This window comes from Vibrio gazogenes (genome assembly GCF_002196515.1).
Lineage (GTDB): Bacteria > Pseudomonadota > Gammaproteobacteria > Enterobacterales > Vibrionaceae > Vibrio > Vibrio gazogenes_A.
Genome location: NZ_CP018835.1, coordinates 884,104 through 908,993, shown reverse-complemented (window position 1 = coordinate 908,993; position 24,890 = coordinate 884,104). Strand labels below are relative to the sequence as shown.

The window sequence follows — 24,890 nt, the reverse complement described above, 5'->3', positions numbered from 1 at the left end:
GTGGCCGAAGATAACCAATCGACAGACCTGACTTTAAGCGACGGTGGGGCACTTTCCGCGGACACGGATTTGCCCGTTGATCATCAAGACCCTGATTTGGATGAGAAAAGTTCATCTCGGTTCGATTTTGCCGTCGGTGATTTGGACTTAATTCGTCAGGTCGTGCTTGTCCTTTCTATCTCTATTTGTGTCGCTTTGATCATGATGCTGTTTTTCTGGGTGAAAGAACCGGAAATGCGTCCATTGGGAGCCTATGATACCGAGGAATTAATCCCGATTCTGGATTATCTCGATCAGAGCAAAAAAGAATATAAACTCGATGGCAATACGATCTTGGTTCCGGTCACTGAATACAGTGGACTCAAACTGGATTTAGCCCGGGCTGGTCTGAATCAGGAGAAACAGGCCGGTGATGATATTCTGCTACAGGATATGGGGTTCGGCGTATCACAGCGCCTTGAGATTGAGCGCTTAAAACTGAGCCGCGAGCGCCAGCTAGCCAAAGCGATTGAAGCCATGAACCAGGTGAGAAAAGCGCGTGTATTGCTGGCGATGCCTAAATCGAGTGTGTTTGTCCGGCAAAATCAAGAAGCTTCAGCATCGGTTTTTTTGACGCTGAGAACCGGTGCAAATCTGAAACAGGAAGAAATCGATTCGATAGTCGATATGGTTGCCAGTGCAGTCCCTGGTATGAAAACCACCCGTATTACGGTCACCGATCAACATGGGCGTCTGCTTAACTCCGGCTCTGCCGATCCTGTATCCACTGCACGTCGAAAAGAACAAGAATTAGAGCGTAAGCAAGAGCAGGCACTCAAAGATAAAATTGATTCAGTGCTGATCCCGATTCTCGGGCTGGGGCAATATACTGCGCAGGTCGATGTTGAAATGGATTTCAGTGCGATTGAACAGACCAGCCGCCAGTTTGACCCGAAAAAACCATCGACCCGTAGTGAATACACGCTTGAAGATTATAACAACGCCAACGTTGTTGCAGGTGTTCCCGGAGCGCTAAGTAATCAACCTCCGGCCGATTCTTCTATCCCGGAAGATGTTGCACAAATGAAAGATGGTTCGACCCTCGGACAAGGATCGGTCCATAAAGAAGCAACGCGTAATTACGAATTGAACACGACTGTGAGCCATGAGCGGAAGCAGACTGGAGTGATTAATCGTCAGACCGTTTCCGTGGCCATTAAAGACCGTGAGGTTGTGAATCCGGATACGGGTGAGGTCACCTATAAGCCTTTGTCTGACAGTCAACTGAATGCGGTGCGTCAGGTCCTGATCGGTGCCATTGGCTATAATGAACAACGAGGCGATTTATTAAATGTCTTAAGTATGCAATTTGCCAAGCCTGAAGTGGAACAGTTGACCGATGTACCGATTTGGGAAAACCCGAACTTTGGTGATTGGGTTCGTTGGCTGGCAAGTGCATTGGTTATCATTGTTGTGATTCTGGTATTGGTTCGTCCGGCAATGAAAAAACTTATCAACCCAGCGGCAAGTGACGATGAAGACCAACTTTATGGTCCCGATGGACTCCCGATTGGTGCAGATGGTGAAACCAGCCTAATTGGGGAGGATATTGAAGCCGGTGATCTGTTCGAGTTCGGTTCGACAATTGACTTACCGAACTTACATAAAGATGAAGATGTACTGAAAGCGGTACGGGCCTTAGTTGCTAATGAGCCGGAACTCGCTGCTCAGGTTGTGAAAAATTGGATGGTGAATGATGGCTGATGAGAAAGAAAATGGCGGTGATCTGGTCCCTCAAGACATCGATGTCGGGTCAATTAGTGGCGATGAAAAAGCTGCAATTCTCTTATTGAGTCTGAATGAGGAAGATGCTGCCGGGATTATTCGTCATCTGGAGCCGAAACAAGTCCAGCGGGTTGGTAGTGCGATGGCTCGTTCGAGTGAGCTGAGTCAGGGCAAGGTCAGTGCTGTACACCGGGCATTTCTGGAAGATATTCAGAAATACACCAATATCGGGATGGGCAGCGAAGACTTTATGCGCAACGCCTTGGTTGCAGCCTTAGGTGAAGATAAAGCCAACAACCTGGTTGATCAAATCCTGCTGGGAACCGGTTCAAAAGGTTTGGATTCTTTGAAATGGATGGACCCGCGTCAGGTCGCCAGCATTATTGTCAATGAGCACCCGCAGATCCAGACCATTGTTTTGTCTTATCTCGAGCCAGACCAATCAGCGGAGATTTTGGCGCAATTTGCTGAGCGGGATCGACTGGATTTGATGATGCGGATTGCTAATCTGGAAGAAGTACAGCCATCGGCATTGGCTGAGTTGAATGAAATTATGGAGAAACAGTTTGCCGGTCAAGCGGGCGCACAAGCTGCGAAAATTGGTGGTCTGAAAGCCGCTGCCGATATTATGAACTATCTCGATAATAACGTCGAAGGCGTCCTGATGGAGCAAATGCGAGATCAGGATGAAGATCTGGCAACGCAAATTCAGGATCTGATGTTTGTCTTTGAAAACCTTGCTGAAGTTGATGATCAGGGTATTCAGAAACTGTTGCGGGATGTGCCACAGGATATTTTGCAAAAAGCACTGAAAGGTGCGGATGACACCCTGAAAGAGAAAATCTTTAAAAATATGTCTAAACGCGCTGCTGAAATGCTCAGAGATGATCTTGAAGCGATGCCGCCAATCAAAGTTTCGGATGTGGAAGCTGCGCAGAAAGAAATTCTGGCGATTGCTCGCAGAATGGCTGACAACGGTGAAATCATGTTGTCAGGTGGCGCTGATGAATTCCTCTGATCAATTGGTTTAAGGAGTCACGATGTCAGACAGAAAACGCGGATTCTTACGGCCGGGAACGGATACTGATGTTGAGTGTGCAAAAGTGTGGGGGTTACCCGATTATACGGCTGATACGCATGGTCAGGCAAAAGACACGGCACTGAAATATGATCCGGGATGGATACCGGAGGCTGAACGCTTGGTAGAAGAGATGCCACTGGAACTGACGGAAGAAGAAATTGAACTGATTCGTCAAGGTGCCTATCAAGAAGGATTGCATCAGGGTCAGGAAGCCGGTTTCAGACAAGGTTACGATAAAGGCAAAGAAGAAGGTTATCAGGCGGGGCATCAGGAAGGCCAAGAAGCCGGACAAAATGAAGGTCTGGCAGCCGGTCAGGAAATCATCGATACTCATGTCGCCAGTTTTGTTAATTTAGCGAATCAATTCGCCCAGCCCCTCGCACTGATGAATGCACAGGTTGAGCGTCAACTGGTCGATATGGTACTTGCTTTGGTCAGAGAAGTGGTTCGGGTTGAAGTACAGATGAATCCTCAGGTGATTCTGGATACGGTAAAATCTTCTGTTGAATCACTGCCGGTTACCGGTCATGACATTACACTGAAACTCAATCCAGAAGATGTTGAGATTATTCGTCAGTCCTATGGCGAAGAAGACCTTGATTTCCGGCACTGGACTTTAGTGAGTGAACCCTCTCTCAATCGTGGTGATGTTGAAATTGAGGCCGGTGAATCGAGCGTCAGCTACCGGATTGAAGAGCGAATCCGAACTACTCTGAAAAGTTTTTGTGAAGCAAACCGACATGGTGGTGATGCGTGTTAGCGTTAGAAGAGCGTTTTGCACAATACAAAATTCAGGGATTGTCCTCCCGTCCTATAGCTTCTGGCCGCCTCGTACGGGTGGTCGGACTGACTCTGGAAGCCACTGGATGTAAAGCACCCATTGGCAGTTTATGTAAAGTCGAAACGATGAGTGGTGAGATTGAAGCGGAAGTGGTCGGTTTCTCTGGCGCTCATCTTTATTTGATGCCGAGTGAACAAGTTTCAGGTATTTTGCCCGGAGCGAAAGTCACGCCGATTCATGGTGATACGGGTGTCCCCGTTGGTATGGAACTGTTGGGAAGAGTTATTGATGGTGTCGGGATGCCGTTGGATGGCAAAGGCCCGATTTATGCCGAACATAAAGCTTCTTTTCAATCTGCTGCGATCAACCCTCTTGCGCGTAAACCAATCTCTGAGCCACTGGATGTCGGTCTGAAGTCGGTGAATGGATTATTGACGGTCGGTAAAGGACAGCGTATCGGGCTCTTTGCCGGTTCTGGTGTGGGGAAGTCCGTGACATTGGGCATGATGACTCGCGGAACGACGGCTCAAGTCGTGGTGGTTGGTCTCATTGGTGAACGTGGACGAGAAGTTAAAGAATTTATTGATGAAATTTTAGGTGTTGATGGTCGTCAGCGGGCAGTTGTTGTTGCTGCTCCGGCCGATTCATCACCGCTTATGCGCCTTAAAGGGTGTCAAACCGCGTTGACGATTGCTGAGTATTTTCGTGATCAAGGGTTAGACGTCTTATTACTGATGGATTCGTTGACCCGTTTTGCGCAGGCACAGCGGGAAATTGCACTTTCAGTCGGCGAACCGCCGGCGACGAAAGGATATCCACCTTCAGTCTTTGCCAAATTACCAGCGCTGGTTGAGCGTGCCGGGAATGGCAGTGACGAGCAGGGGTCGATTACCGCATTTTTTACCGTATTGACGGAAGGGGATGATCTTCAGGACCCGATTGCCGATGCGTCACGGGCTATTCTCGATGGCCATATTGTTTTATCCCGGGAGCTGGCGGATGCCGGTCACTATCCGGCGGTGGATGTTGAAAAATCGGTGAGTCGGGTGATGCCTCAAATCACAACCGATGAACATCAGCTGATGTCAAAAGCCGTAAGACAAGTTCTGTCTGTTTGTCGTAAAAATCAGGACCTGGTATCGATTGGCGCTTATAAACCGGGTACTGACCCGGCGATTGATCAGGCATTTACCCTCAAACCGAAGATTGATATGTACCTGCAACAAGGCATGAAAGACACTGTTCCGTATGATATGTGTGTCAGTATGTTGAAGAATGTTTTGCAGATAGGTTCTGAATAATATGGAAAATGCACTGGAATTCTTGCTGGAACAGGCGAAAGAGACTGAAGAGAAAGCCGTGCTCGCATTAAATAGCGCACGTCAGGAACTTGAAGGTTATTACCGTCAGGTGAGTCAGATTGAACAGTATCGTCTGGATTATTGCCATCAAATGATTGACCGAGGGAAAGCCGGCTTAACGGCAAGTCAGTATGGCCATTTGAATCGCTTCTTAACTCAGTTAGATGAGACGCTTGCAAAACAAAGAGGTGCAGAACAGCATTTTATCGATCAAGTTGAAAACTGTCAGGAACATTGGCTTGAGGTGCGTAAAACGCGCCGTTCTTATGAGTGGCTACGAGACAAAAAACAGGCTGAAAAACAACAGGCTGAAATCAAACGAGAGCAGAAACAACTCGATGAATTTACAACGATTCAGTATGCCCGCAAAGCACTATTTTAAATGGACTCTTACCTTATCTGAATCACAATATTACTGACTGGATGAATGTTCTGATAGATATGGCTTAATTTTTGCTTATTTAATATCAAGTTGTTTGCATTAAAGTCATTTGTTTGTAATAGCAAATACCGTCAATTAGATTTGGTTTGCAAGAGTACTGGATATGAATATCAACCTCACGCCCACGTCAGGGACACAGAAAGTGCAGTCTCACCATAAAGCGGTTAGTGATGATACCGTTGTTGCTGGTGATGTTGCTGAATCGTCGCAAGAGTCCGGTGGCTTTTTTGCCAAACTGGCTGCTTTATTTAAGGGAGAGGATTCAGCTTCAGGAAAGTCCTCAGTCAAGAGCGGTGAGGCGAAACCTACCGAAGGGGGATCGGATGTTGCTGGTGATATGTCAGCGGATGCCCTATTGTCCGATCCAGACATCTCTGGCAAAAATATATCTGATAAAGAAGCTTCTGGAAAAGAGGGGTCTAAAGCCGAGTTGGTTGAGGCGCAGTCCCAGAAGAATTTGTCTGAAAACATTGATGATCTGGATAACACTCAAATTGCGGCTGCGAAAACATCTGGCGGACAACCTCAGCCTGATGGTGATACCGCAGTGCTAAATGCTCCTCAGCCCGAGTCAAACACGCAGTCCCATGCGACCATTTCTACGTCGTCTTCCCAGAAATCTTCTGAACAAAGTGACTCATCAGCACAGAAAGACGCCGCATTGCGGACAATGGGAGAGGGTGAAGCTGTGCTTAGTCGGCTTAAAGGCGCTGAACAGCAGCTTGTGTCGCAAAACGGCAACAAATTGCCAGCCTCGGATGACACTGAATCTGAGGGGACTAAACACTTAGCAAAACTTGTGCAGCAGGTCAATGTGACCGACCCAGATACACTTCAGAAAACAGCCGTCTCTTCCGCATTGCCTTTGGCTCCGGTGGAACCGGACAGTGACGCTTCTCAAACTCAGGGGCAAGGTGCGGATGAGCAGCAACTGACAGGAGAGAAGGCTGTGACGGTCGATTTGTCTCAGCTCCCGGACGCCGATGCCCAACAGCTTGGTCATGCTGCATCTGTTGTTTCATCTGCTGCTGTTTCATCTGAGGGACAAGCACATCGAGACGCGACCGTTTCACCGGAAAAAATACCTGCCGGGACAAATATCCAAGGTGTGCCAAATCCAAATATTATCGCTCAGGATGATATGCAGAATGTGACGCTAACCGATGGCGTTGACCACACTCAGGCGGCTGCATTATCTGGTACTGAGAGCAATACGGAAAAAGCCGCGCTATCACAAAAGCTCCTGCAATCGCTGAATCAAGATTTACCGCCAAGAGCGGATCCTCGCCATCATACACATATGGCTCAGCAGTTTGCCGCTCAACAATTGTCTCAGTCAACACCTGTTCCGGTGAATCCGTTGACTCAGGCGATTCAGAGTGATAGCCCCACCCATTCGCTCATGCATCTTCCCGGTGACTCAGCAGCTTCTCAGGCGGCATTACAGACTTTATCTGCGAGTGCTGTCGGACGTGAGCAATGGATTCGTCAGCGTCTGGCTGGATTTGGTGATGGTAAAGCCAGCTCTAGCTCAGAGGGAATGATTGGTGATGGTACGGGAAAAGAAGGACATTTTGCCCATCAGCTCTCATCACTGGCGGGTCAACAGAGTCAGAGTGTTCAAAGTCACATCAGAGCTGATGCTGCTCAGACTCCGACGTCAATTTATCTGGCAAAAGACGCCATGGCGGCTGATCAGCTTTCGGAGCGGGTCCAGATGATGATGTCCAAAAATTTGAAAAACATTGATATCCGCCTTGACCCGCCAGAACTGGGACGGATGCATATTCGGATGAACATGTCTGGCGATGCTGCGACGGTGCATTTTACCGTGGCAACCCCACAAGCCAGAGAAGCACTTGAACAGTCGATGCCTCGATTGAGAGACATGTTGTCACAGCAAGGTGTACAACTGGGGGAAACATCTGTCCAGCATCAAGGCAGTGGCAATCAACAGCAAGGCTATGCTGCTTCCGGGCAAGGTCAGTCCTCTGGACGAGGCGCTTTGACGGGGCAGGATTCTGTTTTTCATGATGATAATCCAGACACAGGTGTTAAACTTGATGTGGATGTTAGTTCGAAGCGTGATGGGATTAGTTATTACGCATAAGGTTAAAAATTAGTACGTTGCACATGCAGAGATAATTATGGCAGATGAAAATGATGTCGCAGATAATGCATCCGGCGGCAAAAAGAAACTTTTGATTATCATTATCGCCCTTGTGGTATTACTGATGGTTGGTGGCGGTGCTGCATTTTTTATGATGGGTTCGGATGATGAATCACCAAGTGCAGAGCCTGAACAGAGTGTTGAGAAGGCCGATAATAATAATGAACCGGTGGCTTATGTCAGTCTGCCTCAGCCGTTCGTATTTAATGTAACGGGCGATAAGCGTGACCGGATGGTGCAAATCAAAGTTCAGCTGATGGTTCGGGGCAGTGATAATGAAAATCAGGCCCGTTATCACTCCCCATTAATTGAAAGTTCTCTGCTCTCGACGTTTGCTTCTGCGACCGTGGAACAGCTGCGGTCACCCAATGGCCGGATTGAGTTACGTGACCGGGCGACGAAGGATATTCAGACTGCGCTGACTAAAGCGGTCGGTGAGCCAGTGATTGAACGTGTTCTGTTTACTGATTTTGTAATGCAATAGGTGATGTGTGACTGATCTATTAAGCCAGGACGAGATTGATGCGCTATTACATGGTGTTGATAGTGTCGATGATGATGATGAAGAAGAGTTAGACACGGATACGCGAGAAGCGGCCAACTTTGATTTTTCTTCTCAGGATCGCATTGTCCGGGGACGGATGCCGACGCTTGAATTGATTAATGAACGATTTGCGCGTCATTTACGTATCAGTTTGTTTAACATGCTGAGAAAAACAGCCGAAGTGTCGATCAACGGTGTACAAATGATGAAGTTCGGGGAGTACCAGAACACATTGTATGTCCCGACCAGTCTTAATATGGTGCGTTTTCGTCCATTAAAAGGGACTGCGTTGATTACCATGGAAGCGCGGCTGGTCTTCATTTTGGTGGAAAATTTCTTCGGTGGCGATGGCCGCTTTCATGCCAGAATCGAAGGACGTGAATTTACCCCGACAGAGCGTCGAGTTATTCAGTTATTGCTGAAAATTGTGTTCGGAGATTATAAAGAAGCTTGGTCTCCAGTGATGGGGGTTGAGTTTGAATATCTTGACTCCGAAGTGAACCCAAGCATGGCGAATATTGTCAGCCCGACAGAAGTCATTGTCGTGAGTTCGTTTCATATTGAGGTCGATGGCGGTGGTGGTGATTTCCATATGGTCATGCCATACTCGATGCTTGAACCGATTCGTGAACTTTTAGATGCTGGGGTTCAGTCGGATAAAATGGAAACAGACGTTCGCTGGAGCTCTGCACTGCGTGAGGAAATCATGGATGTGCCGGTTAATTTCCGCGTGAACTTACTGGAAAAAGTATTGGCATTAAGAGATTTGATGGAGTTGCAGGCAGGTGATGTTATTCCGATCGATATGCCTGAACATGCGGTTATGTTTGTGGAAGAGCTGCCGACCTTCCGCGTGAAAATGGGACGTTCAGAAGATAATCTGGCCATTCAGATTTCACAGAAAATTAAACGTCCTGATGTTGTGAAGACAGATTTAGCTTTTTTGAGTGAAGATATTATTTCTGATCTTGAAAGAGAAGATGAAGTAAAAGACTAAAGTAGGTAGCAAAGATGTCTGATATTGATGATCAAAAACTGGCAGATGAGTGGGCTGCGGCACTGGGTGAAGACCCGAATGCAGCATCAGATGACGATATTGATGAAATATTGGCGGCCCCGCTGGAAGAGTTGAAAGATACATCACAGCCTATTTCAGAAGATGAGCGACGGAAGCTGGATACGATTATGGATATCCCGGTGACCATTTCAATGGAAGTCGGTCGCTCGCAAATTAGTATCCGTAATTTGCTGCAATTGAACCAAGGCTCGGTTGTCGAATTGGATCGTATTGCCGGAGAATCACTGGATGTCCTCGTCAATGGAACCTTGATCGCTCATGGTGAGGTTGTGGTGGTGAACGATAAGTTCGGTATCCGTTTGACCGATGTGATTAGCCAGACAGAACGGATTAAGAAGCTGAGATAAGCGCGCTGATGAAACGATTAATTAGCCTGTTTAGTCTGTCTTGGTGTGCCTTTCCTGTCTGGGCAGAGGTTGGCGACTCCATGAGTATTTTGACGACGCTGGGGTCTTTGGTTTTTGTCATTGCCTTTATCTTGGTTTTGGCATTCTTACTCAAAAAGATGCGCTTACCTGCGTTGGGCCAACAAAAAGATCTGATGATCATTCGTCAACTTCCGATTGGTACAAAAGAAAAACTGTTGGTCGTTCAAGCGGGAGAAGAACAATTTTTAGTTGGCGCAACAAGCCATTCGATTCAATTGATTTCTAAACTTGAACAACCGTTGTCATCAGGATCTCAGACAGGGGAGCATCCCTTTGCGGGCCAACTTAATCGGTTTCTGAAAAAGAATGATAAAATATAGTTTCCATTTAATTACATCGTATTGGCATAGACTGGCCCTTCTTGGGCTGGTGCTGTGTTTAGGGGCGTTTTCAGTGATGTCTTGGGCGGCACCAGCACCAGGCGACGTTCAACCCGCTAATAGTTTAGTGACACAGAGTATTACTGCCCAGGGGCTTGCAAATACAGCAACGGCCGCTCACTCGAATCAAGCTGGTATTCCTGCGATAACCATGACCACCAATCCCGACGGTAGTCAGGATTATTCAATTAGTTTACAAATTCTCGGTTTAATGACGATGCTCGGCTTCCTGCCGGCATTAGTCATATTGATGACTTCGTTTACCCGGATTGTGGTCGTTATGTCGATTCTGCGACAGGCAATGGGGTTGCAGCAGACACCCTCAAACCAAGTCATTATCGGGATTGCATTGTTTCTGACCTTTTTTATTATGTCTCCGGTCTTTCACCAAGTGAATGAACGTGCGATCCAGCCTTATCTCAATGAGCAGATAAATGCCAAACAAGCTTTTGATGAGGCGCAGAAACCGATGCGAGCTTTCATGCTCAAGCAGACTCGGGTCAAAGATTTAGAGACGTTTGTGAATATGTCTGGCTCTCAGGCAACCGATCCACAAGATGTTGAAATGACGGTATTGATTCCGGCTTTTATCACCTCTGAGTTAAAAACAGCCTTTCAGATTGGTTTTATGCTGTTTCTCCCTTTTTTGGTGATCGACTTGGTGGTTGCTTCGGTCTTGATGGCAATGGGGATGATGATGTTATCTCCTATGATTGTTTCTTTGCCATTCAAGCTCATGCTGTTTGTGTTGGTTGATGGATGGAACCTGATTCTATCAACACTCGCAGGTAGCTTTGCACTTTAGGGGGATACGATGACACCAGAAGCTTTTGTTGAAATATTTCGCGATGCTTTATGGATTGTATTGTTAATGGTTTCGGCGATCATTGTGCCCGGTTTGTTGATCGGTTTAGCGGTTGCAGTGTTTCAGGCTGCAACCTCGATTAACGAACAAACGCTCAGTTTTCTTCCCCGTTTAATTGTGACATTGCTGGCGTTGATGCTGTTTGCCCATTGGATGACACGGATTTTAATGGAGTTCTTTTATTCCATGATTGATCGTTTACCACAAATCCTCTATTGAGGCGTTCGTTATGACATATCCGGCAAACCTGATTTTAGATTGGATCGCCACATATTTTTGGCCGCTGACTCGGATTTCTGCCATGTTGATGGTGATGACCGTGACAGGGGCCCGGTTTGTCACTGCCCGCGTTCGTCTTTATCTTGGCCTTGCGATTACATTCGCATTGATGCCTGTCATTCCGGTTGTACCCACCCATATCGAATTGCTCTCTGTACAGGGATTCATGATTACTTTTGAGCAAATTATTATTGGTGTCGCCATGGGAACAGTGACGCAGTTTATGATTCAGACTTTTGTCATGCTGGGACAAATTATCGGGATGCAATCCAGCTTGGGTTTTGCTTCGATGGTTGACCCTGCCAATGGGCAAAATACCCCGTTACTGGGACAGTTTTTTATGTTTCTGGCGACAATGTTCTTTCTCGCCACTGATGGGCATTTAAAGATGCTGCAACTTATCGCTTTCAGTTTTAAGTCATTACCGATCGGGCAAGGTGGGCTGACGTCTGTTGATTTTCGCGAATTGGCGTTATGGTTCGGGATTATGTTTAAAGTTGCCTTGACTATGTCACTTTCCGGCATTATTGCCTTGTTGACTGTCAATCTGTCGTTTGGCGTCATGACACGGGCTGCCCCACAACTGAATATATTTTCTCTTGGTTTTGCTTTTGCGCTCATGGTCGGGTTACTGCTGTGCTGGTACATTGTTACCGGGCTGTTCAGTCATTATGAAATTTTCTGGGAGCAAGGACAGGCTCAGGTCTGTCGGTTGATACGACTGAATTGTCAGGCACCTTAAGGAGAACCGATCATGGCTGAGTCTGACGGACAAGAACGTACCGAAGACGCCACGCCCCGAAGGCTACAACAGGCGAAAGAAAAAGGGCAGGTTGCCCGCTCAAAAGAGTTAGCGTCCGTGTCGGTACTGGTCGTCGGTGCGATCGCACTGATGTGGTTTGGCGAAAGTTTAGCGAAAGCCTTGTATGTGTCGATGGGACGGCTCTTTACTTTGAGCCGTGAAGAGATCTTTGACCTGCCGAAACTGTTCGATGTTTTATCCGGCTCGTTGGTGACACTGATTTTACCGATGATATTGATTCTGGTGACGCTGTTTATTGCTGCGCTCTTTGGTGCAACCGGTGTTGGTGGCATCTCTTTTTCGGCAGAAGCCGCCCGTCCTAAAATGTCAAAATTAAACCCGCTTAGTGGACTCAAACGTATGTTTGGTTTGCAAAGCTGGGTTGAATTACTCAAGTCTATTTTGAAAGTTACACTGGTTGCCGGTGCGGCTTTCTTTTTGATTAATAGTCAAAAAGTCGATCTATTTCAGTTGAGTCTGGATGCCTTTCCGCAAAATATTTATCACGCGTTGCAGATCTTATTGAATTTCGTGCTGTTGATTAGTTGTTCTTTACTGATTGTGGTCGCGATTGATATTCCTTTTCAAATTTGGCAGCACGCCAATCAGTTAAAAATGACGAAACAGGAAGTCAAAGATGAATACAAAGACACGGAAGGGAAACCTGAAGTAAAAGGTCGGATCCGGATGCTGCAAAGAGAAGCCGCGCAGCGACGAATGATGGCTGATGTACCTCAAGCGGATGTTATTATCACCAACCCGGAGCATTTCTCTGTTGCACTGCGGTATAAGCAAAATAGTGATAAAGCACCGATTGTGGTTGCAAAAGGTATCGATCATCTTGCCCTGAAAATCCGGGAGGTTGCCAGAGAACATGAGATTGAGATTGTACCGGCCCCCCCATTGGCGCGTGCGCTTTACCATACCACCGAATTAGAGCAAGAGATCCCTGATGGGCTGTTTTTAGCGGTGGCTCAAGTGTTGGCTTATGTGTTTCAGTTGCGGCAGTATCGGCGACGTGGTGGTAAACGGCCAAAACTGAATGAAGAAGCGATGACCATTCCAACCGATATGAATTATTAGCGTCCGACAGGGGGGATGCTGCTCGTTATTTTTATATTGCCGTTTGTGTTCTATTTTTCAGGAATCGACAGCAGTACCAGTAACGCACCATTGCCGCCAAAGACTAACGGTGCCTGATGAAAAGCCATGACGTCAGGATGCTGGGCCAACCACAAGGGGACTTTCTGTTTCAGAATGTGTTTACCAATCCCATGCTGAACACAGGCACAATGGATACCTTCTTTGAGACAGTAGGCGATCATTGCAGCCAGCTCTCTTTTCGCCTCTTTTTGAGTCATACCGTGCATATCGAGAAAAACGTCCGGTACATAAACGCCCCGACGTAGCCGCTTGACCTCATACTTGGAGACGTCACTGCGTGCATAGCGCGTCGGTCCTTCGTGATCAAGATGTGGCTCGAATTCATCAGAAAAATAGAACTCATTATCATCGGTATCACGCGTGTTGCGGCGTGTTAAATTGTGTTTGGCATTTCTGTTTGGTTGCCGGACTATGGTATCCTGATGCAACTTTTTTACGCCCTTTACTGCATCGTTGAATAAACTTGAGTCATCATCCTGATATGGGTCGTGGTCACTCATTCGCTGTTCATATGTTCGTTAAATATGGATAAGCAGTATTGTAGCGCTTTTTGGAGGCAATTTTGGATAAGATTTTTGTCGATGAGGCAGTCGCAGAGCTTCATACGCTTCAGGATATGATTCGTTGGACGGTCAGTCGCTTTAACGCTGCCGGACTATTTTACGGTCATGGGACCGATAATGCTTGGGATGAAGCCGTTCAGTTGATTTTACCCACTTTATATCTGCCGATCGATGCGCCTTCACATGTGTTAAGTTCTCGTCTGACGATGAGTGAAAGAACAGGTATTGTCGAGCGGGTGATTCAGCGTATTAAAGAACGTAAGCCTGTTGCTTATTTGACGAATAAGGCTTGGTTTTGTGGGTTGGAATTTTTTGTGGATGAACGGGTACTGATACCGCGCTCTCCGATTGGTGAATTGATTGAAAATCAGTTTCAGCCTTGGCTGACTGAAACACCGAATAAAATCATGGATCTCTGTACGGGGAGTGGCTGTATTGCCATTGCATGTGCGCATATGTTCCCTGAAGCTGAAGTGGATGCTGTCGATCTTTCTACTGACGCGCTGGCGGTTGCTGAAATCAATATTCAGGATCATGGGCTGGAACAGCAAGTCTTTCCCATGCGCTCTGATCTGTTCAGGGATTTACCCAAAGCCGCTTATGAGTTGATTGTCTCTAATCCGCCTTATGTCGATCAAGAAGACATGGATTCGTTACCGCAGGAATTTGAACATGAACCGGAACTTGGTCTGGCGGCAGGGGTAGATGGATTAGAATTAGTCCGCCGAATCCTTGCTAATGCACCGGACTATTTGACGGAGCATGGGATTTTGATCTGCGAAGTCGGTAATTCAATGGTGCATATGATGGCTCAGTATCCGGATATTCCGTTTACATGGCTGGAGTTTTCCAACGGTGGTCATGGGGTCTTTATGCTGACTCGCCAACAGTTAGTTGAATGTGCTGAGCATTTTTCTGACTACCGTGATTAAAGTGATTTGATGAGCGGGAAGCGCGGGGATTGCGGCTTTACATCAAATCAGAATCAAGCGACTATGAGGCCACGTATCGTGAATGTCGGTCTCATGAGCCTGATTGGTTCGCCAGAAATCACAACATAAAAAATAGTTATTCACAACATTAATAAACAGGAAAGTGCATGGCAGGAAATAGTATCGGGCAACATTTCCGTGTAACGACGTTTGGAGAAAGTCACGGTCTTGCTCTGGGATGTATCGTTGACGGATGCCCACCGGGACTCGAATTAACGGAAGCTGATTTGCAAGTCGATCTCGACAGACGTCGTCCGGGAACGTCTCGTTATACCACACAGCGGCGAGAACCGGATGAAGTGAAAATTTTGTCTGGGGTATTTGAGGGAAAAACAACCGGTACCTCGATAGGGTTGTTGATCGAAAATACGGATCAGCGGTCTAAAGATTACTCAGAGATTAAAGATAAATTCCGCCCCGGGCACGCCGATTATACTTACTACCAAAAGTATGGCATTCGGGATTATCGCGGCGGTGGTCGCTCTTCTGCACGTGAAACTGCAATGCGTGTGGCTGCCGGTGCCGTCGCCAAGAAATATCTGCGTCAGGCATATGGCATTGAAATTCGTGCCTATCTGTCACAAATGGGTGATATTTCTATCGACAAAGTTGACTGGGATGAAATTGAAAACAATGCTTTTTTCTGTCCGGATGTTGATAAAGTCGAACCATTTGACGCGCTGATTCGAGAACTGAAAAAACAGGGCGATTCTGTGGGGGCCAAAATTCAGGTTGTAGCGACATCCGTACCAGTTGGATTGGGAGAACCGGTTTTTGACCGTTTGGATGCAGATATTGCACATGCATTAATGAGTATCAATGCGGTGAAAGGTGTTGAAATCGGTGACGGGTTTGCGGTCGTCCAACAGAAAGGCAGTCAGCACCGGGATACATTATCACCGAACGGTTTTGGCAGTAATCACGCTGGTGGCGTGCTGGGTGGTATTTCAACAGGGCAAGACATTGTCGCCAATATTGCTCTGAAACCGACCTCCAGTATTACGATTCCCGGTGACACAATCACGAAAACGGGTGAAGAAACACAATTGATTACCAAAGGGCGTCATGATCCATGTGTCGGTATTCGTGCGGTTCCGATTGCGGAAGCGATGCTGGCGATTGTTTTGATGGATCACCTGCTGCGCCACCGAGGTCAGAATCAGCATGTCGTAACTGAGACGCCAAAAATCTGATCCGCTTTTTCTGCGCGAATTTTTTGCGTAAAATCTTGCTTAAATGCCTTCCTCGGAGGGCATTTTTTATGGCGAGACTTTACCTCTCATGGGAAAAACGGGAAAATGCACGCCGTCGTTACAACAGAACAAGTAAATCATGGGTCATCACTATCAGGACTTAATCAATATTTTTAATCAGACCTTTGCTGAACGTTATCAGACGCGTTTGGTAGCCGGGGATGATGAACCTATTTATTTACCGGCGAATGATTCGGTTCCTTATCACCGAATCGTTTTTGCGCATGGCTTTTACGCTTCCGCACTGCATGAAATTGCGCATTGGTGTGTTGCAGGGCCCGAGCGACGGCTGTTGGAAGATTTTGGCTATTGGTATGAACCCGATGGTCGGACTCGGGAAGTTCAGGCTGCGTTTGAGCAGGTGGAGATTCGCCCTCAGGCTTATGAATGGATTCTTTCAGTCAGTGCCGGTTTTCCCTTTTCGGTGAGCTGTGACAATCTGAATGGTGACTTTGAGCCGGATCGACTGCAATTTATGGTGAAAGTTCATGATGAGGTGATGCAGATTCTTCATCAGGGGCTCCCCGAACGGGTTGGTCTGCTGGCTGATGAATTACGAACTTTTTATCAGACGGCCCCGCTGTCTCCTGCGCTATTTGTTGTGAAATAATTTGTTGTGAAATAATGTTCGTCTGACACAGGATCGATGCCAATCATATTGTGCTCCCAATCAGGATAATTATATGGTTGCGCTGTCAAACAATCAGTCACTGTCGTGGCAATGAAGAGTATAAAATGATTATTGAATTTGAAGAAAAAATGCTGGCATTAATCGATGATGGGATTGCTCACGCTTCTGATGATGAGTTATTTGCCGGTGGTTATCTGCGTGGGCATATCTCACTGGCTGCTGCTTCATGTGAAGATGAAGGTGTTACCGAACTGGCTGAGCTGAAGACACGGATCGAAACCAGTCTGGACCACGCCCGTTCTGAGCTGGCACCGGCTGACCGCGTGATTGTTCAACAACTATGGGAAAGACTACTGTCTCAGATGGATTTTGCCAAGGCACCGTAAATCGCAGTGATGGTCATTCTAATTATTTGAATGTATCTATACAATTTTTGCGGTTGTTGCCATGGCGATGAAGGCTTATTCTGAACATACTATAGGATGATGAAGAGGTAATAACGGTGAAAATTATTGCATTTGGTGCGAGCACAAGTTCAGCTTCGATTAATAAAGCATTAGCAACTTATGCGGCAAATTTGGTCGCAGGTGCTGACGTTCAGGTCCTTGATATCAACAATTATTCAGTGCCGATGTTCAGCGAAGATTTAGAAAAAGAGATCGGTCATGCAGAAGGCGCGAAGGCTTTTTTGGATGATTTGTCGCAGGCGGATGCATTCGTTATTTCTTACGCCGAGCATAACGGCCATTATCCGGCAGCTTATAAGAATTTGTTTGATTGGATGACTCGGATTGAGCCGAATATCTTTCAGAGTAAACCTGCGGTTTATTTAGCGACATCTCCGGGCCCCGGTGGCGCTCAGTCGGTATTGGCTGCTGCAACTGCTTCTGCCAGCTTCTTTGGCGGTAATGTAAAAGCATCGATTTCCGTACCGAGCTTTTACGACAATTTTGACATAGAAAAAGGTCAAGTCACTAACCCGGCGATTGCTGCTGAGATTGAGCAAGCGGTTAAAACCTTACAGGGATAATCGTTGCGGGTTCTGATTGATGGTTTCGGCCAAACATAAATCACCCGAAGGGAAACCTCGGGTGATTTTTTTTGTCGTTAACGGGAGTTGATTGTGGGATTATGACGCCATCACGGCTTTGCCTTTGCGCAGTTTTCTGACCCACATTCGGCTGGGATGAATACGTTCTAGTAAATCGACAGATAGCGGCAGTGGATCGCCACACATGATAGAGGCCAGACATTCTGCCAGCAGTGGCGCGGAGCTTAATCCTCTGGAACCGAGCCCTAACATCCCGTAAAGATTAGGATAATGGTGAATTTGGGGGGCGGATTGCGCCGTTTGAGTCGCTAATGCATGATATTGTGTTTTGATGGTTTGCAAATCACCCAGATTACCGGCAAAAGGCAGATGATCACGGCTGACACAGCGAATCCCTTGTCTTGATTGATTTTGTGAAATATCGACGTCATCCGGCCACGATTGGTCCGGTATACAGGTTCGTAGCTTGTCTCGATTTTGTATTTGCGCGCTCGGGTCAAAGTCGATGTCAATATTCTGGCGATCATAACTGGCACCAATACAATGCTGTTGGTTGGCTGGATTGGCGGGCGTCATATAACCATCGTAACAAAGTACAGTGTTGAGATGATTGAGCGTATCCGTTGTCGGGATATGACTGACTTGACCTTTGACTTGAGCGAGTGGGAGTGTTTGAGTCTGGGGAAACTGATCAAACTGATGTCCGTTGGCAATGACGACACATTGATGACGGAAGATTTGATCCGCACTATGGAGTTGCCAGACCGATGTCTGGGCGTCCCAGTGGAGTTGATCAATTTGGGTGTGGAAATGGGTGTTGAGCCGGCCGGATGCCTGTAATGATGATAGTAGTTGCTCCGTGAGCTGTGCGGGACAAATCCAGCCGCCAAGCGGATAGTAAAGACTTTCCGATGTAACCGGTAAACCCAGTGTTGCTGAAGTCTGGTGAGCATTCAGACCGGTGACCAAGTCTGTCGGGAAACGCCCCGTTGCGATGGGATTCAATTTTTTGTGCGCCTGTTCGTTCCACATCAGCTGGGTGACGCCACACCACTGATAATCAAAATCGAGCCCGTCACGGTGTAGCTGTTCAACAAATTGTCGCGCATATAAAAAACTGGCGGCAAAAAAGCGGGATAATGGGTCATGTTGGGCATTCAGCAGCGGATAGATCGCCCCTTGACGATTACCTGATGCACCTTGTGCTGCTTGGTCATCTTGACAATAAAGCGTGACCTGAATTCCTCGGCGACTTAAGGTTTTTGCTAATGTGGCGCTGGCGATGCCGCCCCCGATAATGGCGACATCCGTTAAATCAGGAACCGACTGATGGGCATACCATGGCAGCATATTGGTGAATCCGGTCGGTGTTACAATTGTACCGACCAACATCTCTCGTTTGGTACCGAACCCTTTGACTTTTTGCATCGAAAAACCAGCTTCGATCAATCCTCGCCGGACAAAACCCGCGGCCGTAAATGTTGCACAAGTTGCTTCCGCTTTGGCTAGTTTTGCCATGTAATCAAACAGCTGCTGATTCCACATGTCGGGGTTCTTACTTGGCGCAAAACCGTCAAGAAACCACGTATCTATCAGGCCGTCTTGAGGGACGGGGACTAAAGGCATACAGTCATGAATATCACCGAACCACAGATCGAGCGTGACGGCACCGTCAGCGAGTGTGATTCGATGACATTCCGGCACTGCCAGCGGGTAATGTTGTTGGAGTTCTGCCGCATAATCTGCCAGTTCCGGCCAAGCTTGATGCGCTTTGATTAAGTCATCCCGGCTTACCGGAAATTTTTCAAAACTGATGAAGTGAAGTGACTGAAGCGGGGCGTCCGGATGTTGACGGTGAAACTGGTCAAATGCTTGCCATGTCGCGAGAAAATTAAGCCCGGTTCCGAATCCTGTTTCTCCAATCACAAATCTTGACCGATTAAAATACTCCCAGCGCTCAGGTAATTGATTTTTTTGAAGAAAAACGTATCTTGTCTCCTCAAGTCCATTCACATTCGAAAAATAGACGTCGTCAAACTCTCCGGATACGGGAGTTCCGACCTCGTTCCAGTCGAGTTTGGCGTTGGTTATTTTAGTCATAGCTGCGTTTTTCTTTTATGGGCGGTATACTAACGGTGAATGAATTGTACGAATTTCTTGGAAAGCTGACCACTTCAATGAACTTTGTCAGCTATCATCTTAGCGAAATTATACGAATTTTTTAAAGAATAGGGATCTTATATGAAACGAGTTGTAATAACCGGTATGGGTATTGTTTCCAGTATCGGTAACAATGTCGAAGAAGTTCTGGCATCTTTGAAAGCTGGAAAATCAGGTATTACAGCGTCTGAGCAGTTTAAAGAGAAAGGTCTGCGTTCTCAAGTATGGGGTGATTTGAAAATTGATCCATCAACTTTGATTGATCGTAAGCAAATGCGGTTCATGGGAGACGCTGCGGCTTATGCTTATTTGTCACTTGAACAAGCGATCGCTGATGCCGGATTGACACCAGATATGGTTTCAAACGACCGAACTGGTGTTGTTGCCGGTTCTGGTGGTGCATCATCATTGAACCAAGCTCTTGCTGTTGATACATTGCGTGAAAAAGGGGTCAAACGCGTTGGTCCTTATATGGTTACACGTACAATGTCATCGACTGTTTCTGCCTGTCTGGCGACACCATTTAAGATTCGCGGTGTGAATTATAGTATGAGTTCAGCATGTTCAACGTCTGCTCATTGTATCGGTCATGCAGCAGAACTCATTCAACTTGGTAAGCAAGATATTGTCTTTGCCGGCGGGGGTGAAGAACTGGATTGGACAATGACCATGATGTTTGATGCGATGGGTGCGTTGTCAACCAAATATAATGATACACCAGAGCGCGCCTCTCGTACTTACGATGCAGATCGGGATGGATTTATCATTTCCGGTGGTGGCGGTATGGTTGTCGTTGAAGAGTTGGAACATGCGTTGGCTCGTGGTGCCACTATCTATGGTGAAATCGTTGGTTACGGTGCCACTTCGGATGGTTATGACATGGTTGCACCTTCAGGTGAAGGCGCCGTGCGTTGTATGAAGATGGCGATGCAGAATACTGATCGCGTCGATTATATCAATACGCATGGCACATCAACGATTGCCGGGGATGTCAAAGAGCTCCATGCCATTCAGGAAGTGTTCGGTGGCAAAAGCCCTGCTATCTCAGCGACAAAAGCAATGACAGGTCATGCGTTAGGGGCGGCAGGGGTCCATGAAGCCATATATTCTCTGCTGATGCTTCAGCATAATTTTGTCGCACCAAGTGTGAATATCGAGAATCTTGATGAAGCGGCACAAGGGCTGGATATTGTCACAGAGAGCAGAGAGCAGGAACTGACGACAGTGATGTCGAATAGTTTTGGTTTTGGTGGGACAAATGCAACCTTACTGATGCGCAAGTATCAGGGGTAATTGTCCAGCCTCTTACACGACGATTTTGTGCAGTGACTGACGTTCTGCCTGTTCAATCGTTGTAAGTGATATACTTAAACTGAATCATTCAATGAAATACTCGGTGTCATATGATACCGAGTATTTTTGTATCAAACATTTATATCGAACCGTGTTCCGACTTTCTGTACAATCCTTCTTTAATTCATTTCGAAAAAGAAAAAAGATGATGTCAGGTATGAAAATCCTCATAGATGAAAATATGCCCTATGCTGAAGCACTATTCAGTCAGTTGGGTGACGTGATTCTAAAATCCGGACGTGATTTAACCGCTGATGACTTAGTAGATGTTGATGCATTAATGATTCGATCTGTAACGAAGGTCAATGATGCATTACTGCAAAAGGCGAATAAGCTCAAATTTGTCGGTACAGCAACAGCAGGTATGGATCATGTCGATCAGAAACTGTTGCAGGAAAGGGGAATTTTCTTTACCGCTGCACCGGGGTGTAACAAAGTAGGGGTCGCTGAGTATGTATTCAGTGTACTCATGGTGCTTGCACAACAGCAGGGCTTCTCTGTTTTTGATAAAACAATTGGTATTATCGGTGCCGGGCAGGTTGGCAGTTATCTTGCGGATTGTCTGTGTGGTATTGGCTTAAACGTATTGATCAATGATCCTCCTAAAGAAGCTGAAGGTGATCCACGCCAGTTTACTGAACTGGAAACGCTGTTGGAAAAGGCTGATGTGATTACTTTACACACGCCGTTGGTGAAAGATGGCGCTTGGCCAACTTATCACTTGATGGATAAGCAGCGACTCAATCATCTTCGGGCTGATCAGATTCTCATTAATGCGGCCCGAGGGCCGATTGTGGATAATGCTGCGCTGAAAAGTCGTTTGCAGCAACAGGATGGATTTACAGCGGTTTTAGATGTATTTGAGTTTGAACCAGAAGTTGATATGGCGTTGCTGCCATTGCTTGCTTTCGCGACACCACATATTGCTGGTTACGGTCTGGAAGGCAAGGCGCGCGGAACAACGATGATTTTTAACAGCTATTGTACTTTCCTCGGTAGTGATTTCTGGGCAAGTCCGAATAAGCTTTTACCGGTTGCTCCGATCTCTGAAGTGTGTTTGTCTCATGCTTGGGATGAAGCAACGCTCGTGAATTTGATCCATTTAGTTTATGACGTGCGTCGAGATGATGCGTTATTTAGAAGAGTCATTACCCAACCGGGGGCCTTCGATGCCATGCGTAAAAACTATTGGGATCGTCGTGAATACGGTGCAATAAAAATAACTGGTCAGCAGGATTGTCATTTGAGTCCGCTGTCAGAATTAGGTTTTCAAATTGAGGTAACACCATGAGCCAAAAATTTAACGTTGTTGTTTTCGGTGCCACAGGCGCTGTCGGTGAGACAATGATTGAAGTTCTTCAGGAACGTCAGTTCCCTGTAGAAACGCTCTTTTTGCTTGCGAGTGAGCGCAGTGAAGGAAAAAGCTACCGATTTAACGGCAAATCGGTGTATGTTCAGAACGTTGAAGACTTTGACTGGTCTCAGGCTCATATTGCTCTCTTTTCTGCCGGGGGAGAACTGTCGGAAAAATGGGCACCAATCGCTGCGGATGCGGGGGTTGTTGTTATCGATAATACATCTCAGTTCCGCTATGACTATGATATACCGCTGGTTGTTCCTGAAGTGAATCCTGAAGCGATCGCAGAATTTCGTAATCGTAACATCATTGCTAACCCTAACTGTTCAACGATACAGATGCTGGTTGCGTTGAAGCCTATCCATGATGCCGCCGGGATTGAGCGTATCAATGTTTCAACCTATCAATCGGTTTCTGGTGCAGGGAAATCGGGCGTTGATGAACTCGCCGGGCAAACTGCCAGACTATTGAATGGCGTACCTGCGGAGCCAAATCAGTTTAGTCAGCAGATTGCATTTAACTGTATTCCTCAGATTGATACCTTTATGGATAATGGCTATACACGTGAAGAAATGAAGATGGTGTGGGAAACTCAGAAAATCTTCAATGATCCAACGATTCAGGTCAATCCAACTTGTGTTCGGGTTCCTGTGTTTTATGGCCATGCAGAAGCGTTACACGTGGAGACCCGTACACCGATTGATGCGGATCAGGTGGCTGATTTGCTGCGCCAGTCTGAGAATATTGAGGTGTTCTCTGGTGAAGATTTTCCGACCCAGGTTGGTCATGCAGGTGGACAGGATAATGTCTTTGTTGGTCGGATTCGTAATGATATCAGTCACCATCAGGGGATTAACCTATGGGTCGTTGCTGATAATGTCCGTAAAGGCGCTGCAACCAATGCGGTTCAGATTGCGGAAATTCTTGTTCGGGATTATTTGTAATTCAGAATAGGATAAAAAAACCACCGATTTATCGGTGGTTTTTTTTACTTACGTTACTTACGTTTATGCGCGTTAGGGTTATCTTTGCAACTCCCTTCACGACATTTACCGTAAAGATAAAGACTGTGGTTGGTCAGTTGTACATTATACTGAGAAGCAATTTCTCTTTGGCGCTCTTCGATAACTTCATCAGAGAATTCAATCACTTCTCCACAATCAAGGCAAACAAGGTGATCATGATGCTCTTGTGTTGATAGCTCAAATACAGATTTTCCGCCTTCGAAGTGGTGGCGAGTCACGATACCTGCATCGTCAAATTGGTTAAGAACTCGATAAACGGTAGCCAGACCAATCTCTTCGCCAAGATCAATCAGTTTCTTATACAGTTCTTCAGCACTAATATGCTGGCACTCCGGCTGCTGCAAAACTTCGAGAATCTTTAACCGAGGGAGAGTGACCTTCAGGCCCGCATCCTTGAGTGCTTGGTTGTTATCAGACATATATTTTCCTGTTGATGATCTGCATCAGTAACAGCGTTTCATGATTTAAATTATTATAGGTTAGTCACCGCCAACAATAAACCACTAACTTTTAAAGGATATTGTATCTTTCCTGAGAGCGTGACAAACTATGCAGTTTGTTCCACATATAGATGCGAGTGATAATTGTACTTTATAAGATCCATCGGTAAATAAAAAGACCTGAACTGTCAAAGCCTGTCCAAAGTTTGAACATTCATTGTAAGCATAGGTCTTTTATCAATAAAAATCAGTCTTCTAACTCAGAAAGGCACATTTCATCGTAGACTTGGTTGACCCAGCGATTGACGCGATCTTCAGTGAGTTCCGGCTGACGATCTTCATCAATACATAGACCGACGAAGTTGTTATCATCCACCAGTGCTTTGGATGCTTCAAATTCATAGCCTTCCGTCGGCCAATGACCAATAATTGTTGCACCTTTGCTTTCAATGATATCCCGAACCGTTCCCATGGCATCACAAAAATATTCAGCGTAGTCTTCTTGATCGCCACAGCCAAAAATTGCAACCAGTTTTGTTGAAAAATCAATTCCTTCGAGCTCTGGGAAAAAATCATCCCAATCGCACTGTGCTTCGCCATAGTACCAAGTGGGGATGCCAAACAGCAGTAAGTCAAAGTTGTCAATGTCCTCTTTACTGCTTTTGGCAATATCTTGCACATGAACTAATTTTGTACCAAGTTGCTTTTGAATCATTTTTGCAACGGCTTCAGTATTACCTGTATCACTACCAAAGAAGATACCTACACTTGCCATAAAATCATTACCCTATATATGTGTCGTCTACTTATGGGATGGAACCCTGAAAATTCATCTCTGTATGATTGTCATCATGTACGGTTCGTTACCGCATTATCTGGATTGAGTGATTCAGTATGCCCATTTCGATCTGATGATTGCGCGAACT

The 24,890-nt window shown here is 46.4% G+C and carries 26 protein-coding genes; 22 read left to right on the top strand and 4 right to left on the bottom strand.

The genetic code is table 11. The features are described from left to right. From fliF to flhB, 14 genes are all read left to right on the top strand, one after another. Positions 1–1,743 carry a flagellar basal-body MS-ring/collar protein FliF gene (fliF, locus tag BSQ33_RS04095; protein ID WP_088133351.1) on the top strand — a complete coding sequence of 581 codons (1,743 nt, stop codon included), beginning with the start codon at positions 1–3 and terminating at the stop codon, positions 1,741–1,743. Continuing rightward, complete coding sequence (fliG, locus tag BSQ33_RS04090; protein WP_088134526.1) at positions 1,736–2,782, top strand: flagellar motor switch protein FliG; 1,047 nt, start codon at positions 1,736–1,738, stop codon at positions 2,780–2,782. Before fliF ends, fliG begins: the two co-directional genes overlap by 8 nt. A 22-nt stretch (positions 2,783–2,804) precedes the next feature. Then, positions 2,805–3,605, top strand: coding sequence for a flagellar assembly protein FliH (fliH, locus tag BSQ33_RS04085; protein WP_088133350.1), 801 nt, complete (start codon positions 2,805–2,807; stop codon positions 3,603–3,605). Further along, a complete protein-coding gene (fliI, locus tag BSQ33_RS04080) occupies positions 3,599–4,927 on the top strand; it encodes a flagellar protein export ATPase FliI (RefSeq protein WP_088133349.1) in 1,329 nt (442 codons plus the stop codon). Before fliH ends, fliI begins: the two co-directional genes overlap by 7 nt. A gap of 1 nt (position 4,928) precedes the next feature. Beyond that, the gene (gene fliJ / locus BSQ33_RS04075; RefSeq protein ID WP_088133348.1) at positions 4,929–5,369 is read left to right on the top strand and encodes a flagellar export protein FliJ; all 441 of its coding nucleotides are present in this window, start codon (positions 4,929–4,931) and stop codon (positions 5,367–5,369) included. A 163-nt stretch (positions 5,370–5,532) separates the two neighbouring features. Beyond that, positions 5,533–7,539, top strand: coding sequence for a flagellar hook-length control protein FliK (locus BSQ33_RS04070; protein WP_088133347.1), 2,007 nt, complete (start codon positions 5,533–5,535; stop codon positions 7,537–7,539). A gap of 37 nt (positions 7,540–7,576) precedes the next feature. Beyond that, positions 7,577–8,083 (top strand): flagellar basal body-associated protein FliL, encoded by a 507-nt coding sequence (gene fliL / locus BSQ33_RS04065; RefSeq protein WP_088133346.1) that lies wholly within the window; start codon positions 7,577–7,579, stop codon positions 8,081–8,083. Positions 8,084–8,090: 7 nt separating this feature from the next. After that, complete coding sequence (gene fliM / locus BSQ33_RS04060; RefSeq protein WP_088133345.1) at positions 8,091–9,140, top strand: flagellar motor switch protein FliM; 1,050 nt, start codon at positions 8,091–8,093, stop codon at positions 9,138–9,140. Positions 9,141–9,154: 14 nt separating this feature from the next. Then, positions 9,155–9,568, top strand: a complete 414-nt coding sequence (gene fliN, locus BSQ33_RS04055) for a flagellar motor switch protein FliN (protein WP_059121292.1) — start codon at positions 9,155–9,157, stop codon at positions 9,566–9,568. Between the two features lie 8 nt (positions 9,569–9,576). Then, on the top strand, positions 9,577–9,969 hold the full coding sequence (fliO, locus tag BSQ33_RS04050; protein ID WP_088133344.1) for a flagellar biosynthetic protein FliO: 393 nt from the start codon (positions 9,577–9,579) through the stop codon (positions 9,967–9,969). After that, positions 9,956–10,834 carry a flagellar type III secretion system pore protein FliP gene (fliP, locus tag BSQ33_RS04045; RefSeq protein ID WP_420070618.1) on the top strand — a complete coding sequence of 293 codons (879 nt, stop codon included), beginning with the start codon at positions 9,956–9,958 and terminating at the stop codon, positions 10,832–10,834. The genes fliO and fliP overlap by 14 nt, the downstream gene beginning before the upstream one ends. 9 nt (positions 10,835–10,843) lie before the next feature. Further along, on the top strand, positions 10,844–11,113 hold the full coding sequence (fliQ, locus tag BSQ33_RS04040; protein WP_059121289.1) for a flagellar biosynthesis protein FliQ: 270 nt from the start codon (positions 10,844–10,846) through the stop codon (positions 11,111–11,113). A 10-nt stretch (positions 11,114–11,123) separates the two neighbouring features. Next, positions 11,124–11,915: a flagellar biosynthetic protein FliR gene (gene fliR, locus BSQ33_RS04035; protein WP_088133343.1), complete on the top strand. Its 792-nt coding sequence runs from the start codon at positions 11,124–11,126 to the stop codon at positions 11,913–11,915. 12 nt (positions 11,916–11,927) lie between these two features. Then, positions 11,928–13,058 (top strand): flagellar biosynthesis protein FlhB, encoded by a 1,131-nt coding sequence (gene flhB / locus BSQ33_RS04030; protein WP_088133342.1) that lies wholly within the window; start codon positions 11,928–11,930, stop codon positions 13,056–13,058. A gap of 50 nt (positions 13,059–13,108) precedes the next feature. On the opposite strand, the gene smrB is transcribed toward flhB, so the two are convergent. Further along, a complete protein-coding gene (smrB, locus tag BSQ33_RS04025) occupies positions 13,109–13,639 on the bottom strand; it encodes an endonuclease SmrB (RefSeq protein WP_088133341.1) in 531 nt (176 codons plus the stop codon). 62 nt (positions 13,640–13,701) lie between these two features. On the opposite strand from smrB, the gene prmB reads away from it, so the two are divergent. The 5 genes from prmB to BSQ33_RS04000 all read left to right on the top strand — a co-directional run bounded on the left by prmB (position 13,702) and on the right by BSQ33_RS04000 (position 17,608). Further along, positions 13,702–14,634, top strand: coding sequence for a 50S ribosomal protein L3 N(5)-glutamine methyltransferase (gene prmB, locus BSQ33_RS04020; RefSeq protein ID WP_088133340.1), 933 nt, complete (start codon positions 13,702–13,704; stop codon positions 14,632–14,634). A 167-nt stretch (positions 14,635–14,801) separates the two neighbouring features. Continuing rightward, positions 14,802–15,887: a chorismate synthase gene (gene aroC / locus BSQ33_RS04015; RefSeq protein ID WP_088133339.1), complete on the top strand. Its 1,086-nt coding sequence runs from the start codon at positions 14,802–14,804 to the stop codon at positions 15,885–15,887. Between the two features lie 139 nt (positions 15,888–16,026). Beyond that, the gene (locus BSQ33_RS04010) at positions 16,027–16,557 is read left to right on the top strand and encodes an elongation factor P hydroxylase (RefSeq protein ID WP_088133338.1); all 531 of its coding nucleotides are present in this window, start codon (positions 16,027–16,029) and stop codon (positions 16,555–16,557) included. A 125-nt stretch (positions 16,558–16,682) separates the two neighbouring features. Then, on the top strand, positions 16,683–16,964 hold the full coding sequence (locus BSQ33_RS04005; protein ID WP_088133337.1) for a YfcL family protein: 282 nt from the start codon (positions 16,683–16,685) through the stop codon (positions 16,962–16,964). 116 nt (positions 16,965–17,080) lie between these two features. Next, positions 17,081–17,608 carry an NADPH-dependent FMN reductase gene (locus BSQ33_RS04000; RefSeq protein WP_088133336.1) on the top strand — a complete coding sequence of 176 codons (528 nt, stop codon included), beginning with the start codon at positions 17,081–17,083 and terminating at the stop codon, positions 17,606–17,608. A gap of 99 nt (positions 17,609–17,707) precedes the next feature. Here BSQ33_RS04000 and mnmC read toward each other — a convergent pair whose 3' ends face one another. After that, entirely contained in the window at positions 17,708–19,729 is a 2,022-nt protein-coding gene (mnmC, locus tag BSQ33_RS03995) for a bifunctional tRNA (5-methylaminomethyl-2-thiouridine)(34)-methyltransferase MnmD/FAD-dependent 5-carboxymethylaminomethyl-2-thiouridine(34) oxidoreductase MnmC (protein WP_088133335.1), read from the bottom strand. A 141-nt stretch (positions 19,730–19,870) separates the two neighbouring features. Here mnmC and fabB point away from each other — a divergent pair, with 141 nt between their 5' ends. The 3 genes from fabB to BSQ33_RS03980 all read left to right on the top strand — a co-directional run bounded on the left by fabB (position 19,871) and on the right by BSQ33_RS03980 (position 23,443). Next, positions 19,871–21,082 (top strand): beta-ketoacyl-ACP synthase I, encoded by a 1,212-nt coding sequence (gene fabB, locus BSQ33_RS03990; protein WP_088133334.1) that lies wholly within the window; start codon positions 19,871–19,873, stop codon positions 21,080–21,082. Positions 21,083–21,299: 217 nt separating this feature from the next. After that, positions 21,300–22,433, top strand: a complete 1,134-nt coding sequence (locus BSQ33_RS03985) for a 4-phosphoerythronate dehydrogenase (RefSeq protein ID WP_088134524.1) — start codon at positions 21,300–21,302, stop codon at positions 22,431–22,433. After that, complete coding sequence (locus BSQ33_RS03980) at positions 22,430–23,443, top strand: aspartate-semialdehyde dehydrogenase (protein ID WP_088133333.1); 1,014 nt, start codon at positions 22,430–22,432, stop codon at positions 23,441–23,443. The genes BSQ33_RS03985 and BSQ33_RS03980 overlap by 4 nt, the downstream gene beginning before the upstream one ends. Positions 23,444–23,496: 53 nt before the next feature. On the opposite strand, the gene fcrX is transcribed toward BSQ33_RS03980, so the two are convergent. Both fcrX and fldA read right to left on the bottom strand, forming a co-directional pair. Next, on the bottom strand, positions 23,497–23,943 hold the full coding sequence (gene fcrX, locus BSQ33_RS03975; RefSeq protein WP_072956628.1) for a ferric iron uptake transcriptional regulator FcrX: 447 nt from the start codon (positions 23,941–23,943) through the stop codon (positions 23,497–23,499). Between the two features lie 268 nt (positions 23,944–24,211). Further along, complete coding sequence (fldA, locus tag BSQ33_RS03970; protein ID WP_072956630.1) at positions 24,212–24,739, bottom strand: flavodoxin FldA; 528 nt, start codon at positions 24,737–24,739, stop codon at positions 24,212–24,214. Between the last annotated feature and the right edge of the window lie 151 nt (positions 24,740–24,890).

Coding starts and splice junctions, on each gene's coding strand:
- fliG (WP_088134526.1), top strand. CDS start 1,736: ATGGCTGATGAGAAAGAAAATGGCGGTGATCTGGTCCCTCAAGACATC.
- fliH (WP_088133350.1), top strand. CDS start 2,805: ATGTCAGACAGAAAACGCGGATTCTTACGGCCGGGAACGGATACTGAT.
- fliJ (WP_088133348.1), top strand. CDS start 4,929: ATGGAAAATGCACTGGAATTCTTGCTGGAACAGGCGAAAGAGACTGAA.
- BSQ33_RS04070 (WP_088133347.1), top strand. CDS start 5,533: ATGAATATCAACCTCACGCCCACGTCAGGGACACAGAAAGTGCAGTCT.
- fliL (WP_088133346.1), top strand. CDS start 7,577: ATGGCAGATGAAAATGATGTCGCAGATAATGCATCCGGCGGCAAAAAG.
- fliN (WP_059121292.1), top strand. CDS start 9,155: ATGTCTGATATTGATGATCAAAAACTGGCAGATGAGTGGGCTGCGGCA.
- fliO (WP_088133344.1), top strand. CDS start 9,577: ATGAAACGATTAATTAGCCTGTTTAGTCTGTCTTGGTGTGCCTTTCCT.
- fliP (WP_420070618.1), top strand. CDS start 9,956: ATGATAAAATATAGTTTCCATTTAATTACATCGTATTGGCATAGACTG.
- fliQ (WP_059121289.1), top strand. CDS start 10,844: ATGACACCAGAAGCTTTTGTTGAAATATTTCGCGATGCTTTATGGATT.
- fliR (WP_088133343.1), top strand. CDS start 11,124: ATGACATATCCGGCAAACCTGATTTTAGATTGGATCGCCACATATTTT.
- flhB (WP_088133342.1), top strand. CDS start 11,928: ATGGCTGAGTCTGACGGACAAGAACGTACCGAAGACGCCACGCCCCGA.
- smrB (WP_088133341.1), bottom strand. CDS start 13,639: ATGAGTGACCACGACCCATATCAGGATGATGACTCAAGTTTATTCAAC.
- aroC (WP_088133339.1), top strand. CDS start 14,802: ATGGCAGGAAATAGTATCGGGCAACATTTCCGTGTAACGACGTTTGGA.
- BSQ33_RS04010 (WP_088133338.1), top strand. CDS start 16,027: ATGGGTCATCACTATCAGGACTTAATCAATATTTTTAATCAGACCTTT.
- BSQ33_RS04005 (WP_088133337.1), top strand. CDS start 16,683: ATGATTATTGAATTTGAAGAAAAAATGCTGGCATTAATCGATGATGGG.
- mnmC (WP_088133335.1), bottom strand. CDS start 19,729: ATGACTAAAATAACCAACGCCAAACTCGACTGGAACGAGGTCGGAACT.
- fabB (WP_088133334.1), top strand. CDS start 19,871: ATGAAACGAGTTGTAATAACCGGTATGGGTATTGTTTCCAGTATCGGT.
- BSQ33_RS03985 (WP_088134524.1), top strand. CDS start 21,300: ATGAAAATCCTCATAGATGAAAATATGCCCTATGCTGAAGCACTATTC.
- BSQ33_RS03980 (WP_088133333.1), top strand. CDS start 22,430: ATGAGCCAAAAATTTAACGTTGTTGTTTTCGGTGCCACAGGCGCTGTC.
- fcrX (WP_072956628.1), bottom strand. CDS start 23,943: ATGTCTGATAACAACCAAGCACTCAAGGATGCGGGCCTGAAGGTCACT.
- fldA (WP_072956630.1), bottom strand. CDS start 24,739: ATGGCAAGTGTAGGTATCTTCTTTGGTAGTGATACAGGTAATACTGAA.